The organism is Pseudomonas fluorescens group sp. (assembly GCF_020093335.1).
In the GTDB taxonomy this organism is placed as follows: Bacteria; Pseudomonadota; Gammaproteobacteria; order Pseudomonadales; family Pseudomonadaceae; genus Aquipseudomonas; species Aquipseudomonas petroselini.
This window is the reverse complement of the sequence record NZ_JAIOKW010000013.1, coordinates 69,633-84,261: the sequence shown is the minus strand read 5'-3', so window position 1 is coordinate 84,261 and position 14,629 is coordinate 69,633. Positions and strand designations below refer to the sequence as shown.

At 61.9% G+C, this 14,629-nt stretch carries 10 protein-coding genes and 1 pseudogene; 10 read left to right on the top strand and 1 reads right to left on the bottom strand.

Annotated features, from left to right (window positions below; genetic code table 11):
• Positions 1 to 2: 2 nt before the first annotated feature.
• Positions 3 to 2,648 carry a pyruvate dehydrogenase (acetyl-transferring), homodimeric type gene (gene aceE / locus K7431_RS15955; RefSeq protein WP_012721860.1) on the bottom strand — a complete coding sequence of 882 codons (2,646 nt, stop codon included), beginning with the start codon at positions 2,646 to 2,648 and terminating at the stop codon, positions 3 to 5.
• Positions 2,649 to 3,031: 383 nt separating this feature from the next.
• Between aceE and glnE the strand changes: the two genes are divergently transcribed.
• From glnE to K7431_RS30950, 10 genes and pseudogenes are all read left to right on the top strand, one after another.
• Positions 3,032 to 5,971 carry a bifunctional [glutamate--ammonia ligase]-adenylyl-L-tyrosine phosphorylase/[glutamate--ammonia-ligase] adenylyltransferase gene (gene glnE / locus K7431_RS15950; protein WP_012721861.1) on the top strand — a complete coding sequence of 980 codons (2,940 nt, stop codon included), beginning with the start codon at positions 3,032 to 3,034 and terminating at the stop codon, positions 5,969 to 5,971.
• 54 nt (positions 5,972 to 6,025) lie between these two features.
• Complete coding sequence (waaF, locus tag K7431_RS15945) at positions 6,026 to 7,060, top strand: lipopolysaccharide heptosyltransferase II (protein WP_012721862.1); 1,035 nt, start codon at positions 6,026 to 6,028, stop codon at positions 7,058 to 7,060.
• Position 7,061: 1 nt separating this feature from the next.
• Positions 7,062 to 8,123, top strand: a complete 1,062-nt coding sequence (gene waaC, locus K7431_RS15940) for a lipopolysaccharide heptosyltransferase I (RefSeq protein WP_012721863.1) — start codon at positions 7,062 to 7,064, stop codon at positions 8,121 to 8,123.
• Positions 8,123 to 9,247, top strand: a complete 1,125-nt coding sequence (locus tag K7431_RS15935; protein WP_012721864.1) for a glycosyltransferase family 4 protein — start codon at positions 8,123 to 8,125, stop codon at positions 9,245 to 9,247. The genes waaC and K7431_RS15935 overlap by 1 nt, the downstream gene beginning before the upstream one ends.
• Positions 9,244 to 10,050 carry a lipopolysaccharide core heptose(I) kinase RfaP gene (rfaP, locus tag K7431_RS15930; protein ID WP_012721865.1) on the top strand — a complete coding sequence of 269 codons (807 nt, stop codon included), beginning with the start codon at positions 9,244 to 9,246 and terminating at the stop codon, positions 10,048 to 10,050. The genes K7431_RS15935 and rfaP overlap by 4 nt, the downstream gene beginning before the upstream one ends.
• Positions 10,050 to 10,784 (top strand): lipopolysaccharide kinase InaA family protein, encoded by a 735-nt coding sequence (locus tag K7431_RS15925; protein ID WP_012721866.1) that lies wholly within the window; start codon positions 10,050 to 10,052, stop codon positions 10,782 to 10,784. Before rfaP ends, K7431_RS15925 begins: the two co-directional genes overlap by 1 nt.
• Positions 10,781 to 11,533 carry a lipopolysaccharide kinase InaA family protein gene (locus tag K7431_RS15920; protein ID WP_012721867.1) on the top strand — a complete coding sequence of 251 codons (753 nt, stop codon included), beginning with the start codon at positions 10,781 to 10,783 and terminating at the stop codon, positions 11,531 to 11,533. Before K7431_RS15925 ends, K7431_RS15920 begins: the two co-directional genes overlap by 4 nt.
• A complete protein-coding gene (locus tag K7431_RS15915) occupies positions 11,533 to 12,984 on the top strand; it encodes a lipopolysaccharide kinase InaA family protein (RefSeq protein WP_012721868.1) in 1,452 nt (483 codons plus the stop codon). The genes K7431_RS15920 and K7431_RS15915 overlap by 1 nt, the downstream gene beginning before the upstream one ends.
• 386 nt (positions 12,985 to 13,370) lie before the next feature.
• Positions 13,371 to 14,351: a sugar ABC transporter substrate-binding protein gene (locus tag K7431_RS15910; protein ID WP_012721869.1), complete on the top strand. Its 981-nt coding sequence runs from the start codon at positions 13,371 to 13,373 to the stop codon at positions 14,349 to 14,351.
• A pseudogene (locus K7431_RS30950) lies at positions 14,351 to 14,608 on the top strand (ATP-binding cassette domain-containing protein); the annotation flags it as partial. The gene K7431_RS15910 and the pseudogene K7431_RS30950, both read left to right, overlap by 1 nt.
• Between the last annotated feature and the right edge of the window lie 21 nt (positions 14,609 to 14,629).

Sequence of the window (14,629 nt, the reverse complement as noted above, 5' to 3'; positions counted from 1 at the left end):
CCTCAGCAGTCCAGTGGGTTGCGTTTTTCCGGGTTGATCCCGAACTTGACGATAGCGTCAGCCACCACCTTAGGTTCGATCTCACCACGGTCAGCCAAGGCTTCCAGGGCTGCCAACACCACGAAGTGACGGTCAACTTCGAAGAAGTGACGCAGCTTCTTGCGGCTGTCACTGCGGCCGAAACCGTCGGTGCCCAGGACTTTGAATTCCTTGGACGGGACCCACTGGCGAATTTGTTCAGCAAACAGCTTCATGTAGTCGGTGGACGCGATGACCGGACCTTTACGGCCGTTCAGGCATTCTTCGACATAGCTCAGTTGTGGCTTCTGGCCTGGGTGCAGGCGGTTGTTGCGCTCTACGGCCAGGCCGTCGCGACGCAGTTCGTTGAAGCTGGTAACGCTCCACACGTCAGCGCCGACGTTGAACTCGTCACGCAGGATCTTCGCCGCTTCACGCACTTCACGCAGGATGGTGCCGGAGCCCATCAGCTGTACGTGGTGCGCTGCTTCCTTGGTGTCTTCTTCGAGCAGGTACATGCCCTTGATGATGCCTTCCTCGACACCGGCCGGCATGGCTGGCTGCTGGTAGGACTCGTTCATCACGGTGATGTAGTAGAAAACGTCCTGCTGCTCTTCGGTCATCTTCTTCATGCCGTCCTGGATGATCACCGCCAGCTCGTAGCCGTAGGTTGGATCAAAGGTGCGGCAGTTCGGGATGGTGGCAGCCAGGATGTGGCTGTGACCGTCTTCGTGTTGCAGGCCTTCGCCGTTCAGCGTGGTACGGCCGGCGGTGCCGCCGATCAGGAAGCCACGGGTACGGCTGTCGCCAGCTGCCCACGCCAGGTCGCCGATACGCTGGAAGCCGAACATCGAGTAGAAGATGTAGAACGGCAGCATCGGTTGGTTGTGGCTGGAGTACGAAGTACCGGCAGCGATGAAGGAGCTCATGGCGCCCGCTTCGTTGATGCCTTCTTCGAGGATCTGGCCCTTCTTGTCTTCCTTGTAGAACATCACTTGGTCTTTATCGACTGGCTCGTAGAGCTGGCCGACGGAGGAGTAGATGCCCAACTGACGGAACATGCCTTCCATACCGAAGGTACGGGCTTCGTCCGGGATGATCGGCACGATGCGCGAACCGATTTCCTTGTCCTTGACCAGCTGCGCGAGGATCCGCACGAAGGCCATGGTGGTGGAGATTTCACGGTCGCCCGAGCCGTCCAAGATAGCCTTGAGGGTATCGAGTGGCGGTGTAGGAATGTCGAAGGACTTGGCGCGGCGCTGTGGCACGAAACCGCCCAGTGCGGCACGACGCTCGCTCAGGTAACGGGCTTCGGCGCTGTTCGGCTCCGGCTTGAAGAACGGCAGGTTTTCCAGCTCTTCGTCCTTGACCGGGATGTCGAAGCGGTCGCGGAACAACTTCAGGCTGTCGACGTCGACTTTCTTGGTGTTGTGCGCAGTGTTCTTCGCTTCGCCGGCACCGGTGCCATAACCCTTGATGGTCTTGGCCAGGATGACGGTGGGTTGTTCTTTGTGGTTGACCGCTTCGTGGTACGCCGCGTAGACCTTGTACGGGTCGTGGCCGCCACGGTTGAGCTTCCAGATCTCGTCGTCGGACAGGTCGGCAACCATCGCCTTGAGTTCAGGCGTGTTGAAGAAGTGTTCACGCACGAACGCGCCGTCTTTGGCCTTGTAGTTCTGGTACTCGCCGTCGATGACTTCGTCCATGCGACGTTGCAGGATACCGTCGACGTCCTTGGCCAGCAGTGGGTCCCAGAAACGGCCCCAGATGACTTTGGTCACGTTCCACTGAGCACCGCGGAACACGCCTTCGAGTTCCTGGATGATCTTGCCGTTGCCGCGAACCGGGCCGTCGAGGCGCTGCAGGTTGCAGTTGATGACGAAGATCAGGTTGTCGAGCTTCTCGCGGCCGGCCAGGGAGATAGCGCCCAGGGATTCCGGCTCGTCGCACTCGCCGTCGCCCAGGAAGCACCAGACTTTCTGCTTGCCTTCAGGGATGAAGCCACGGGCTTCCAGGTACTTCATGAAACGTGCCTGGTAGATCGCTTGAATTGGACCCAGACCCATGGAAACGGTCGGGAACTGCCAGAAATCAGGCATCAGCCAAGGGTGCGGGTACGACGACAGGCCGTTACCGTCCACTTCCTGGCGGAAGTTGTTCATGTGTTCTTCGGTGATGCGGCCTTCCATGAACGCACGGGCGTAGACGCCTGGGGAGGTGTGGCCCTGGAAGTAGATCAGGTCGCCGCCGTGTTCGTCGGTCGGGGCCTGGAAGAAGTAGTTGAAGCCGATGTCATACAGGGTTGCGCTGGAAGCGAAGCTGGAGATGTGACCGCCCAGGTCCGAATCTTTCAAGTTCGTGCGCATTACCATCGCCATGGCGTTCCAACGTACCAGCGAGCGAATGCGGCGTTCCATGAACAGGTCGCCAGGCATGCGTGCTTCGTGGGTAACGGGGATGGTGTTGCGGTATGGCGTAGTGATGGCGTAAGGCAGTTGCGAGCCGCTGCGGGTCGCGAGTTCGCCCATACGGGTCATCAGGTAGTGAGCACGGTCTTCGCCTTCTTTGTCGAGAACCGATTCCAGGGCGTCCAGCCATTCCTGGGTTTCGACGGGATCGAGGTCTTGCATGGCTTGCTCCAGGGCGGAAAGGCTACCAGAATCGGTTGCCTGAAGTTTGCGACTGGCCTTGTGGGCAGACGACATAAATTCTTGGATGGCCGAAGGTTGCTTCGGCGTCCTGTAGTTTTACTACAAATCGTCGGCCATTTCAGCCTTTCGAATGTATATACGAGTAGTAAAACTACACAAGACTGAGCGTATGGCTCGGTCTGGCTGGTGAGCATAATCGTTATTGTTGATCTTTTGCGAACAAGAAAAGGTAGAAGTTTAATGTTCCCTGCCAACAACTATGAATTTTCAGCTATTTATAACCTTTGTTCGACAGTCCTTCATGTAGCGCCGGTATCACGTCCACAGCAACAAGCCATTTACGCGCCGATCAAGGATAGACCATGAGCCTGCCAACACTGGCCGAACTGCCGGCCATTCTCTTGCCAAAAGCCCAGCGGGCCGAGCAGTCATTTCGTGACGCCGTGGCCGCGCTGGACGACGATCATGGACTTTCTGCGTGGACGCCGCAACGGTGGGCCGACTTCACCCGCGTGTGCGCCGCCAGTGATTTCGTGATTGAACAGAGTGTTCGTGACCCTTTGATGTTGCTCGAACTGGTGGCCTGGGGCGAGTTGGACCGTGGTTTCGCGCCCGGCGAGCTGTGTGGGCAGATTGCTGGCGCCGTGCAACAAGCAGAAACAGAAGACCAACTGGGCCGTGTCCTGCGTCGCCAGCGCACGCGCCAGCAGGTGCGCATCATCTGGCGCGACCTGACCCGCCAGGCTGACCTGGTGCAAACCTGCCGTGACCTCTCCGACATGGCCGATGCAAGCATCGACCAGGCTTACCAGTGGCTGTACCTGCGCCATTGCGTACAGTTCGGCACGCCTACCGGGCGGCGCAGCGGCGAGCCGCAGCACATGGTGATCCTCGGCATGGGCAAGCTCGGTGCGGTGGAGCTGAACCTCTCGTCGGATATCGACCTGATCTTCGCCTACCCTGAGGGCGGCGAAACCGTCGGCGTCAAACGCGCCCTGGACAACCAGGAATTTTTTATCCGCCTTGGTCAAAAATTGATCAAGGCCCTTGACCCGATGACCGTCGACGGCTTCGTATTCCGCGTCGATATGCGCCTGCGTCCTTATGGTTCGGCGGGCGCGCTGGTGCTCAGCTTCAACGCGCTGGAACAGTATTACCAGGACCAGGGGCGTGACTGGGAACGCTACGCCATGATCAAGGCGCGCGTGGTTGCCGGCGACCAGGTGGCCGGTGCGCAACTGCTCGACATGCTGCGGCCCTTCGTTTACCGCCGTTACCTGGACTTTTCCGCCATCGAAGCGCTGCGCACCATGAAGCAGTTGATCCAGCAGGAAGTGCGGCGCAAAGGCATGGCCGACAATATCAAGCTGGGCTCGGGCGGCATCCGCGAAGTGGAATTTATCGCCCAGGCATTCCAACTGATCCATGGCGGCCGCGACCTCAGCCTGCAACAGCGGCCGCTGCTCAAGGTGCTCGGCACGCTGGAGGGCCAGGGTTACTTGCCACCGGCGGTGATTGCCGAGTTGCGCAATGGCTATGAATTCCTGCGTTACACCGAACATGCCATCCAGGCGATCGCCGACCGCCAGACGCAAATGCTCCCGGACGACCCGGAAGATCAGGCGCGCATTGCCTTTATGCTGGGGTTCGCCGACTGGGCCGCGTTTCATGAGCGCCTGATGTACTGGCGCGGGCGGGTGGACTGGCACTTCCGCCAAGTCATTGCCGATCCAGACGAAGAAGAGGGTGAAGAGAGCGAACTGGTCGTGGGCGGTGAGTGGTTGCCGCTGTGGGAAGAATCCCAAGACGACGAAGCTGCGTGCCGCCAATTGGCCGAAGGCGGCTTCAGCGATGCGACCAAGGCCCTCAAAGCGCTGACCGGCCTGCGCAACAGCCCGCAATTGCGTGCCATGCAGCGCCTGGGCCGCGAACGCCTGGATGCATTTATCCCGCGCCTGCTCGCCCAGGCCGTCGAACATGCCAACCCGGACCTGGTGTTGGAGCGCGTGTTGCCGCTGGTGGAAGCCGTGGCCCGGCGCTCCGCCTATCTGGTACTGCTCACGGAAAACCCCGACGCCCTGCGTCGCCTGTTGACCCTGTGCGCCGCCAGCCCGTGGATCGCCGAGCAGATCACGCGCTTCCCGTTGCTGCTCGACGAATTGCTCAACGAAGGCCGCCTGTTCAAGCCACCGTTGGCGCCGGAGTTGGCCGCCGAGCTGCGCGAGCGCCTCACGCGTATCCCCGAAGATGACCTTGAGCAACAGATGGAAGCCCTGCGTCACTTCAAGTTGGCCCACCGCCTGCGCGTGGCCGCGTCGGAAATCGCCGGCAGCCTGCCACTGATGAAAGTCAGTGACTATCTCACCTGGCTCGCCGAGGCCATCCTCGAGCAAGTGCTGGCCCTGGCCTGGCGCCAGACCGTTGCGCGCCACGGCTCGCCGCAGCGGTTGGACGGCACCCTGTGCGATCCTGGGTTCATCATTGTCGGTTATGGGAAAGTCGGCGGGATCGAACTGGGGCATGGTTCGGACCTGGACCTGGTGTTTATCCATGACGGCGACCCGCAGGCTGAAACCGATGGCGCCAAGCCGATCGACGGTGCGCAGTTTTTCACGCGCCTGGGCCAGCGCATCATTCACCTGCTGACCACCCAGACCAACTCGGGCCAGCTGTATGAAGTGGACATGCGCCTGCGACCTTCCGGCGCGTCCGGGCTGTTGGTCAGTTCATTGGGCGCATTTGATCGTTATCAACAAAATGAAGCCTGGACCTGGGAACATCAGGCCCTGATCCGCGCGCGGGTGCTGGTCGGCAGCCAGGACGTGGGCCAGGCGTTCGAGCAGGTGCGGGCTAAAGTATTGGGGCGCGAAAGGGACTTGGCGAAGCTGCGCCAGGAGGTCAGCGAGATGCGCGCGAAAATGCGTGACAACCTGGGCACCAAGGCCACGACGGCCGGCACCGGCGCCAACGCCTTTGAAGCCACGGCGGCGTTCGACCTCAAGCAGGACGCCGGAGGTATCGTCGATATTGAATTTATGGTGCAATACGCGGCTTTGGCGTGGTCTGCGCAGCATCCATCGTTGCTGCGCTACACCGACAATATCCGCATTCTGGAAGGCTTGGAGCAGGTGGGTTTGATGCCCGCCGCCGATGCCCATTTGCTGCGTGAGGTGTATAAGGCCTACCGTTCCGCTGCACACCGCCAGGCCTTGCAGAACGAGGCCGGTACGGTGGCCGGGGATCAGTTCGCCGACGAACGGCGCCAAGTGATGCGAATCTGGCAGGCGCTGGGGTTGAGCTGAAACACTATTAGGGCGGGGAGGCATAAGCCTCCCCGCATCGTTTGTGGAAACTACATGAATATTCTGATCGTTGGGCCCAGTTGGGTCGGTGACATGGTGATGGCGCAGACACTGTTCCAGTGTTTGCGTATGCGCTACCCGGACTGCCAGATCGACGTGCTCGCCCCCGAGTGGAGCCGGCCGATCCTCGAGCGCATGCCCGAGGTGCGCAAGGCCTTGAGCTTTCCGCTCGGCCACGGTGCCCTGGAACTGGCGACCCGCCGTCGCATCGGTAAATCCCTGGCGGGGCAATACGACCAGGCAATCCTGCTGCCCAACTCGCTCAAATCGGCGCTGGTGCCGTATTTTGCCGGCATCCCAAAACGCACCGGCTGGCGTGGCGAGTTTCGTTACGTGCTGCTCAATGATGTGCGCACGCTGGATAAAGCCCGCTACCCGCTGATGATCGAACGCTTCATGGCCCTGGCGTACGAGCCGGGCGCCGAGTTGCCCAAGCCGTACCCGCGCCCCAGCCTTCAAATTGACCCGGTGAGCCGCGACGCGGCCCTGGCCAAGTTCGGCCTGGCACTTGATCGTCCGGTCCTGGCGCTGTGCCCCGGCGCCGAGTTTGGCGAGTCCAAGCGCTGGCCGTCGGAACACTACGCCAAGGTCGCCGAGGCCAAGATCCGCGAAGGCTGGCAGGTGTGGCTGTTTGGTTCGAAGAAGGACCACCCGGTGGGTGAAGACATTCGCCAGCGCCTGATCCCCGGTCTGCGCGAAGAGGCGGTGAACCTCAGCGGCGACACGTCCCTGGCCGAGGCCATCGACTTGTTGTCCTGCGCCGATTCGGTGGTGTCCAACGACTCCGGGCTGATGCACGTGGCTGCCGCGCTGAACCGCCCGCTGGTCGCGGTATACGGTTCCACCTCGCCGGGGTTCACCCCGCCATTGGCCGACCAGGTCGAAGTGGTACGCCTGGGCCTGGATTGCAGCCCGTGTTTTGATCGCACCTGCCGTTTCGGCCACTACAACTGCATGCGCCAGTTGCTGCCGCAGCCGGTGAACGAGGCCTTGCAGCGGTTGCAGGGCTCTGCGGTCGAGGTCCGATAGTTTGCGCGTACTGGTAATCAAGACCTCATCCCTGGGCGACGTGATCCATGCCTTGCCGGCACTGACCGATGCCGCGCGGGCGATCCCCGGCATTCAATTCGACTGGGTGGTGGAAGAAGGCTTCGCCGAGATTCCCACCTGGCATCCGGCGGTCGACAAGGTGATCCCGGTGGCGATCCGCCGCTGGCGCAAAAACCTCTGGCAGACCCTTAAAAGTGGCGAATGGCGGCGTTTCAAGCAACGCATCCAGTCGACCAAATACGACTTGGTGATCGACGCCCAGGGCCTGCTCAAAAGCGCCTGGCTGACCCGCTATGTGCGGGCACCGGTGGCGGGTTTCGACAAGCACTCGGCCCGCGAGCCCATCGCCGCGCGCTTCTATTCCCGGCGCCTGGCCGTGGCCCGTGGGCAACATGCGGTGGAGCGCCTGCGCCAGTTGTTTGCCGTCGCCCTCGGCTACGACTTGCCCAAAGGCCTGGGCGACTATGGCCTGAGTGTCGACAAATTGCTCGGCCTGCCGCCGAAAAAACCGTTCGTGTTGCTGCTGCACGGCACCACCTGGGACACCAAGCATTGGCCCGAAGCCTATTGGCGTGAGCTGGCCGAACGCATGGGGCGACTGGGCGTGGACGTGAAGTTGCCGTGGGGCACCGCTGATGAAAAGGCCCGCGCCGAGCGCCTGGCCCAGGGCCTGCAAAACGCTGAAGTACTGCCCAAATTGAACCTGGCCGGTGTCGCCCGTGTATTGGCCGGCGCTCGTGCTTGTGTGGCGGTGGACACCGGTCTCGGTCACCTCGCTGCCGCGCTGGATGTGCCGACCATTTCCCTGTTCGGCCCGACCAACCCCGGGCTCACCGGCGCCTACGGCAAGGGCCAGATTCATCTGGCGAGTGACTTCCCCTGCGCACCGTGCCTGCAAAAACACTGTACCTACCAACCGACGGCCGACGACCTGCGTCGGTTCGACCTCAAGCGCGAGTCGCCCCTGTGCTTCACGCGCCTGAACCCTGAGCGTGTGGCCAGCCGACTGAGCACGTTGTTATTGGCTGAGGAGCTGCACTGATGCAACTGGCTTTTGTTCTGTACAAATACTTCCCCTTCGGTGGCCTGCAGCGTGACTTCATGCGCATCGCCCTGGAGTGCCAGCAGCGCGGCCATCAGATTCGTGTGTACACGTTGATCTGGGAAGGCGACATCCCGCCTGGCTTCGAAGTGCTGGTGGCGCCGGTCAAGGCGTTCTTCAACCATCGGCGCAATGAAAAGCTCAGCGCCTGGATGGAAGCCGACCTGGCCAAGCGCCCGGTTGATCGTTTGATTGGCTTCAACAAGATGCCCGGCCTGGATGTGTACTACGCCGCCGACGGCTGCTTTGAAGACAAGGCGCAAAACCTGCGCCACTCGCTCTACCGCTATTTTGGTCGCTACAAGCACTTCGCCGAGTACGAGCGTGCGGTGTTCGCCAAGGACGCCAAGACGGAGGTCTTGATGATTTCCGAAGTGCAGCAACCGCTGTTCATCAAGCATTACGACACGCCGCTGGAGCGCTTCCACCTGCTGCCGCCGGGCATTGCCCAGGACCGCCGTGCGCCGCCGAATGCCGCCGAGATTCGCGAGGGTTTCCGTCAGGAATTCAACCTCGGCGACGACGACCTGCTGCTGGTGCAAATCGGCTCGGGCTTCAAGACCAAAGGCGTCGACCGCAGCCTCAAGGCCGTGGCCGCGCTGCCGTCTGAGCTGAAAAAACGCACGCGCCTGTTTGTAATCGGCCAGGACGACCCCAAAGTATTCCAACTGCAAAGCGCGACGCTGGGGCTGGGGGACAACGTGCAGTTCCTCAAGGGCCGCAGCGATATCCCGCGTTTCCTGCTGGGCGCCGACCTGTTGATCCACCCGGCGTACAACGAAAACACCGGTACCGTATTGCTCGAAGCCCTGGTGGCCGGGTTGCCGGTGCTGGTCTCGGCCGTGTGTGGGTATGCCCATTACATTGCCGAAGCCGACAGCGGCCTGGTGCTGGACGAGCCGTTCGAGCAGAGCCAGCTCAACCAGTACCTGACGCACATGCTCACCGACACTGCACAGCGCGCGGCCTGGAGCCGCAATGGGTTGGCCTTTGCCGAGACGGCCGACCTCTACAGCATGCCGCAGCACGCTGCGGATGTGATTCTGGCGGAGCCAAAACGATGAAATTGATTCTTGCCGAACCGTTCAAGACGTTGTGGGCCGGGCTTGATGCCTTTGCCGAAGTCGAGAAACTGCAAGGCCAGGTCTTCCGTGAGTTGGCGGCGCGTCGCACGTTGCGCACCGAGGTCGCTGGCCGCCCGTATTTTGTGAAAATCCACCGCGGCATTGGTTGGGCGGAAATCTTCAAGAACCTGATCACCGCCAAGTTGCCGGTACTGGGTGCCGGCCTGGAGTGGGACGCCATCCACCGCTTGCAGGCGCTTGGCGTACCGACCATGACCGGCGTGGCCTTCGGCGAAAAAGGCAGCAACCCGGCAGACCAGCACTCGTTCATCATCACCGAAGAGCTGGCGCCGACCATCAGCCTCGAAGACGTGACCCTTAACTGGGTCGCCGAACCGCCAACACCTGCGTTGCGCCACGCCCTCACGGCCGAGTTGGCGCGCATGGTCGGCGACATGCACCGGGGTGGCGTCAATCACCGCGATTGCTACCTGTGCCACTTCTTGCTGGACACCTCCAGCCCCATTGATGCGAACAACATCAAGCTGTCGGTGATCGACCTGCACCGCGCCCAACTGCGTGCCCATCTGCCGTTGCGCTGGCGCGACAAGGACCTGTCCGCGCTGTACTACTCGGCGCTGGAGATCGGCCTGACCCGTCGCGACAAACTGCGCTTCCTCAAGGGTTACTTCCGCCAGCCATTGCGCCAGATCCTGGCCGAGCAATCGGCATCGTTGAGCCTGATGCAGCGCAAGGCCGACAAGCTGTATGCGCGCAAGCAACGTTATGGGGACGCGATCTGATGGCGGGTTGGAACCTGGAACCTGCTTACGCCACCCTGGCGGATGATTTTGGAAGCCTCGAAGCGGTATTCGCCCTGCAAGGCGAGCGGCTGACCCGCGACCCGTTGTCGGAAGTGATCCGCGTGGAGCGCGGCGGGATCAATTACTACGTCAAGCGCTACACCGGCGCCGGCAAGGGCCTGCGGCGTTACCTGGGCAAGCCGCGGGTCAAGTCCGAATGGCAGAACCTCAAGCGTTTCGCCAAGTGGGGCATTCCCACCGCTGACGTCGTGGCCTGGGGGCTGGAGCGTAAGGGCCTGGCCTACGAGCGCGGCGCGATGATCACGCGCGAGTTGCCGAAAACCGAAGACCTTTCGGTATTGGCCGAGCGTAACGATGCACGCCTGCGCGACCCCAAGTGGGTCGACGCGGTGAGCCGCCAGCTCGCCGAATACACGCGCACCATGCACGATCACCGCTTTACCCATAACGACTTGAAGTGGCGCAACCTGCTGATCGACGACCAGTCCACGCTGTACCTGATCGATTGCCCCAACGGCGATTTCTGGCGCGGGTTCTGGCTCAAGTACCGTATCACTAAAGACCTGGCCTGCCTGGACAAGGTGGCCAAGTATCACCTGTCCGCCACCCAGCGCCTGCGCTTCTACCTGCAGTACCGTCAGAGCCGGCACCTGAGTGCGTCGGACAAACGGCGTATTCGCCACGTGGTGAAGTTTTTCGAGGGACGCGAATGAGTGATTTCCTGGCGGCTGAAGACCGTGCGCTGCTGGAGCGCAACGGCCTGGCGACGTTCGACGCCTTGTGGGCCAAGCAGCTGGAGGCGGTGGACGAGCCCAATACCAGCCGTGGCGGCTGGAGCAGTGTGTTTCGCCTGGAGCTCGACGGCCACGGCTACTACCTCAAGCGCCAGAGCAACTACCTGACGCGCAGCCTGCACCGTCCGTTTGGCGAGCCGAGTTTTTCCCGCGAATTTCGCAATATCAGCCGTTACCGCACCCTTGGCATTCCAGCGTTGCAGGCGGCGTTCTACGGGGAGCGCAAGGTCGCTGGCGAGCACCGCGCGATGCTGCTGACCCGCGCGCTCGACGGTTGGAATGACCTGGATTCCTTGCTGGAGCAGTGGTCGCAACTGAGCGACGCCCAGCACTGTGCAATCCTGCTGGCCTGCGGCCAACTGGCACGCCGGCTGCACAGCGTCGGCCAGGTGCACGGCTGTTTTTACCCCAAGCATATTTTCCTGCAGGCGACCGGTGACGGTTATGCCGCGCAATTGATCGACCTGGAGAAAACCCGCCCGTTGCTGTTTGGCTGGCGTGACCGGGTCAAGGACCTCGAGCCGCTGTTGCGCCGGGCGCCGCAGTGGTCGGACGCGCAGGTGCGTCAGCTGTTGGCCGCTTACCTCGATCAGCCTGAGGACAGTGCACTGGTCGGCAGTTGGCTGCAGCGCCTGACGGCCCGACGTAGCCACAAGGAGAACCGTTGATGCGCCTGTCCGAGCTGAAAAGCGCCGGCCGCACCCCGAGCCTGCCCCTTACCCTGGACCTGGCGGATGCCGCAGGCCCTGGCCAACTGCAACTGCTCAGCCTGCTGCGCGTGTTGCCGGGCGAGCGGTATGTCGGCGCAGCGGTATGGCGCGGGCGTCCGGTACTGGCCAAGTTATTGGTGGGCAGCAAGGCCGCGCGGCACTTCCAGCGTGAACTCAGCGGCGTGCGTTTGCTGGCCGAGCAAGGCCTGACCACGCCATTGTTGTTGGCCGATGGCTTGCAGGAAGGCGAGGGCGGCTGGCTGCTGTTCGAATTCATCGAGGGCGCCGAGAGCTTGGCAGATGCCTGGCACGCCGTCGAAGCGTTGCCGCCGTTGGCTGACGAACAAACCGCCGTGCTGGCTGAAGCGCTGGGTGCGATAGCGCAGATGCACACCAAAGGGCTGTGGCAGGAAGACCTGCACCTGGACAACCTGCTGCGCCAGAACGGCAAGCTGTATTTGATCGACGGTGCCGGGATTCGCGTCGAAGAGGCCGGCAAGCCGCTGTCGCGCAACCGCGTGCTGGAAAACCTCGGGGTGTTTTTCGCTCAGTTGCCAAAAAACCTCGAGCCGTTTACCGAAGAACTGCTGGTGTACTACCTGCTGAGCAACGGCGAGCACGCCCTGCCGCTGGAAGCCCTGGAGAAACAGGTGCGCAAAGTCAGCGCCTGGCGCCTCAAGGACTTTTTGAACAAGACCGGCCGCGAATGCACGCTGTTCAGCGTGGTGCGTGGCGCCTTTGCTTTGCGCGCGAGTCGTCGTGAAGAAGCGCCGGCGATGTTGCCGGTGCTTGAGCAGGCCGATGCGCTGCTGGACCAAGGCCATTTGTATAAAACCGGCGGCGCCGCCAGCGTCGCCAAAGTCGAGGTCGCTGGCCGGCCGCTGGTGATCAAGCGCTACAACATCAAGGGTTTTGCCCATTGGCTCAAACGTTTCTGGCGCCCGAGTCGAGCCTGGCATTCCTGGCGCGAAGGCAACCGCCTGGCGTTCCTCGGTATTGCCACGCCAAAGCCGCTGGCCGTGCTGGAGAAGCGCTTTTTCTGGCTGCGCAGCCGCGCGTACCTGATCACCGAATACCTGCCGGGCCCGGACATCATCGAACGCTTCGCGCCGTATGTTGAAAGCGGTGAAGCGCCGGAGAACGAACTGCAGGCGCTGGATCACCTGTTCGCCGAACTGATCCGCGAGCGCATCAGCCATGGTGACTTCAAGGGCCACAACCTGTTCTGGGACCAGGACCGCTGGTCGCTGATCGACCTTGATGCGATGTGCCAACACACCTCCGCCGCCAGCTTCGCCCCGGCGTATGCCAAGGACCGTGCGCGGTTCATGCGTAATTGGCCGCAGGACAGTGCGTTGTACCAACTGATTGATCAGCGCTTGCCTAAGCAGATCACCGGACCCCTGTAGGTGCCGCAGCAAGGCTCAAGGGCCTCATCGTCTACCACTGTAGTGAGCGGGCTTGCCCCGCGCTGGGTGGCGAAGCCGCCCTAATAAAACCGCCGCGTTTTTTCAGCAAGACCGAGGTGCTTGGGTTTGGGGCGGCTTCGCCACCCAGCGCGGGGCAAGCCCGCTCACTACAGGATGCTCGTGCTCCCATCAAAAGATGTGTAGGTACCTATGCTCATCGCCTGCAAGTGTTGCGTGAGCAACAGTCGGTGGGCAGTTGTGCCCAAGAACGACAGTCTATTTTCATCCAGGGTTTTTATATCGTTGATTTAATGCGATAAAAATCCTGGCACGGGCTCTGCAATGTCACTGGGTGAACCCTTTCACCGGTGGCTCAGGAGCCCTGTATGCCTTCCAGCCTTTCCTCGTTTTCCCGTTTGATCTGCCTCGGCGCCGCGCTGTTGTTGAGCGGTGCGGCCTATGCCGCAGACGGTGACGACACCGTGCCGTCCCTGGCCGGCAAGCGCATCGCTGTGAGCATGACCGGCACCAGTCACTACTTCGATATCAAGGCATTCCAGGCGCAGGTCGATGAGATCAAGCGCCTGGGCGGCACGCCGATCACCCTTGATGCCGGGCGCAACGACAAGAACCTGGTGACGCAGCTGCAAACCGTGGTCACCCAGAAGCCCGACGCGGTGATCCAGACCCTCGGCACCCTCAGCGTGATCGATCCCTGGCTCAAGCGCATCAGCAAGGCCGGCATTCCGCTGTTCACCATCGACGCGCCGTCGCAATACAGCCTCAACAACACCACCTCCGATAACGTCGCCACCGGCAAGGCGCTGGCCGATCAGTTGATCAAGGACGCCGGCGGCAAGGGCAAGATTCTGGTGTTCAACGGCTTCTACGGTGTGCCGGTGTGTGCGATCCGTTATGACCAGTTGAAGCTGGCACTCAAGGACCACCCGCAGTTGGAGATCATCCAGCCCGAGTTGCGCGATGTGATCCCCAATACCGTGCAGGATGCCTATTCCCAGGTGTCGGCGCTGCTCAACAAGTACCCGGCGGGCAGTGTTTCGGCGATCTGGTCGGCGTGGGACATCCCGCAGTTGGGTGCGAGCAAGGCGTTGATCGATGCCAAGCGTACCGAGATCAAGACCTATGGCGTCGACGGCACCCCCGAAGTGCTCGCGCTGCTCAGCCAGACGAACTCGCCGGTCGGTGCAGTGGTGGCGCAACAACCGGCGCTGATCGGCAAGACCGCCGTGCAGAACGTGGCGCGTTACCTGGCCGGGCAACGTGACTTGCCCAAGGAGACCCATGTGGCCACGTTGCTGACCACCGCCGACAACCTGGCGCAGGTCCAAGCACTGCGGGGTGACTGATGGCGGCGTTGCACCTGCAGAATCTGCACAAACGCTTTGGCGCCACGCTGGCGCTGGACGATGCGAGCCTCAAGGTCGAGCGCGGCACCATCCATGGCCTGGTCGGCGAGAACGGCGCAGGCAAGTCGACGTTGATCAAGGTGCTGGCCGGCAAGCGCGAGGTCGACCAGTTGCTGCGCATCGTCAAGCGCCTGCGCGACCAAGGCCTGTCGATTCTGTACATCTCCCATTACCTGCAGGAAATCGACAGGGCGTGTTGATCTTGTTGGTGGTCGCGG

Excerpts from the sequence above, each read along its gene's own strand:
- K7431_RS15935 (WP_012721864.1), top strand. The coding sequence starts at position 8,123 with ATGCAACTGGCTTTTGTTCTGTACAAATACTTCCCCTTCGGTGGCCTG.
- aceE (WP_012721860.1), bottom strand. The coding sequence starts at position 2,648 with ATGCAAGACCTCGATCCCGTCGAAACCCAGGAATGGCTGGACGCCCTG.
- K7431_RS15910 (WP_012721869.1), top strand. The coding sequence starts at position 13,371 with ATGCCTTCCAGCCTTTCCTCGTTTTCCCGTTTGATCTGCCTCGGCGCC.
- K7431_RS15915 (WP_012721868.1), top strand. The coding sequence starts at position 11,533 with ATGCGCCTGTCCGAGCTGAAAAGCGCCGGCCGCACCCCGAGCCTGCCC.
- K7431_RS15925 (WP_012721866.1), top strand. The coding sequence starts at position 10,050 with ATGGCGGGTTGGAACCTGGAACCTGCTTACGCCACCCTGGCGGATGAT.
- waaF (WP_012721862.1), top strand. The coding sequence starts at position 6,026 with ATGAATATTCTGATCGTTGGGCCCAGTTGGGTCGGTGACATGGTGATG.
- glnE (WP_012721861.1), top strand. The coding sequence starts at position 3,032 with ATGAGCCTGCCAACACTGGCCGAACTGCCGGCCATTCTCTTGCCAAAA.
- rfaP (WP_012721865.1), top strand. The coding sequence starts at position 9,244 with ATGAAATTGATTCTTGCCGAACCGTTCAAGACGTTGTGGGCCGGGCTT.
- K7431_RS15920 (WP_012721867.1), top strand. The coding sequence starts at position 10,781 with ATGAGTGATTTCCTGGCGGCTGAAGACCGTGCGCTGCTGGAGCGCAAC.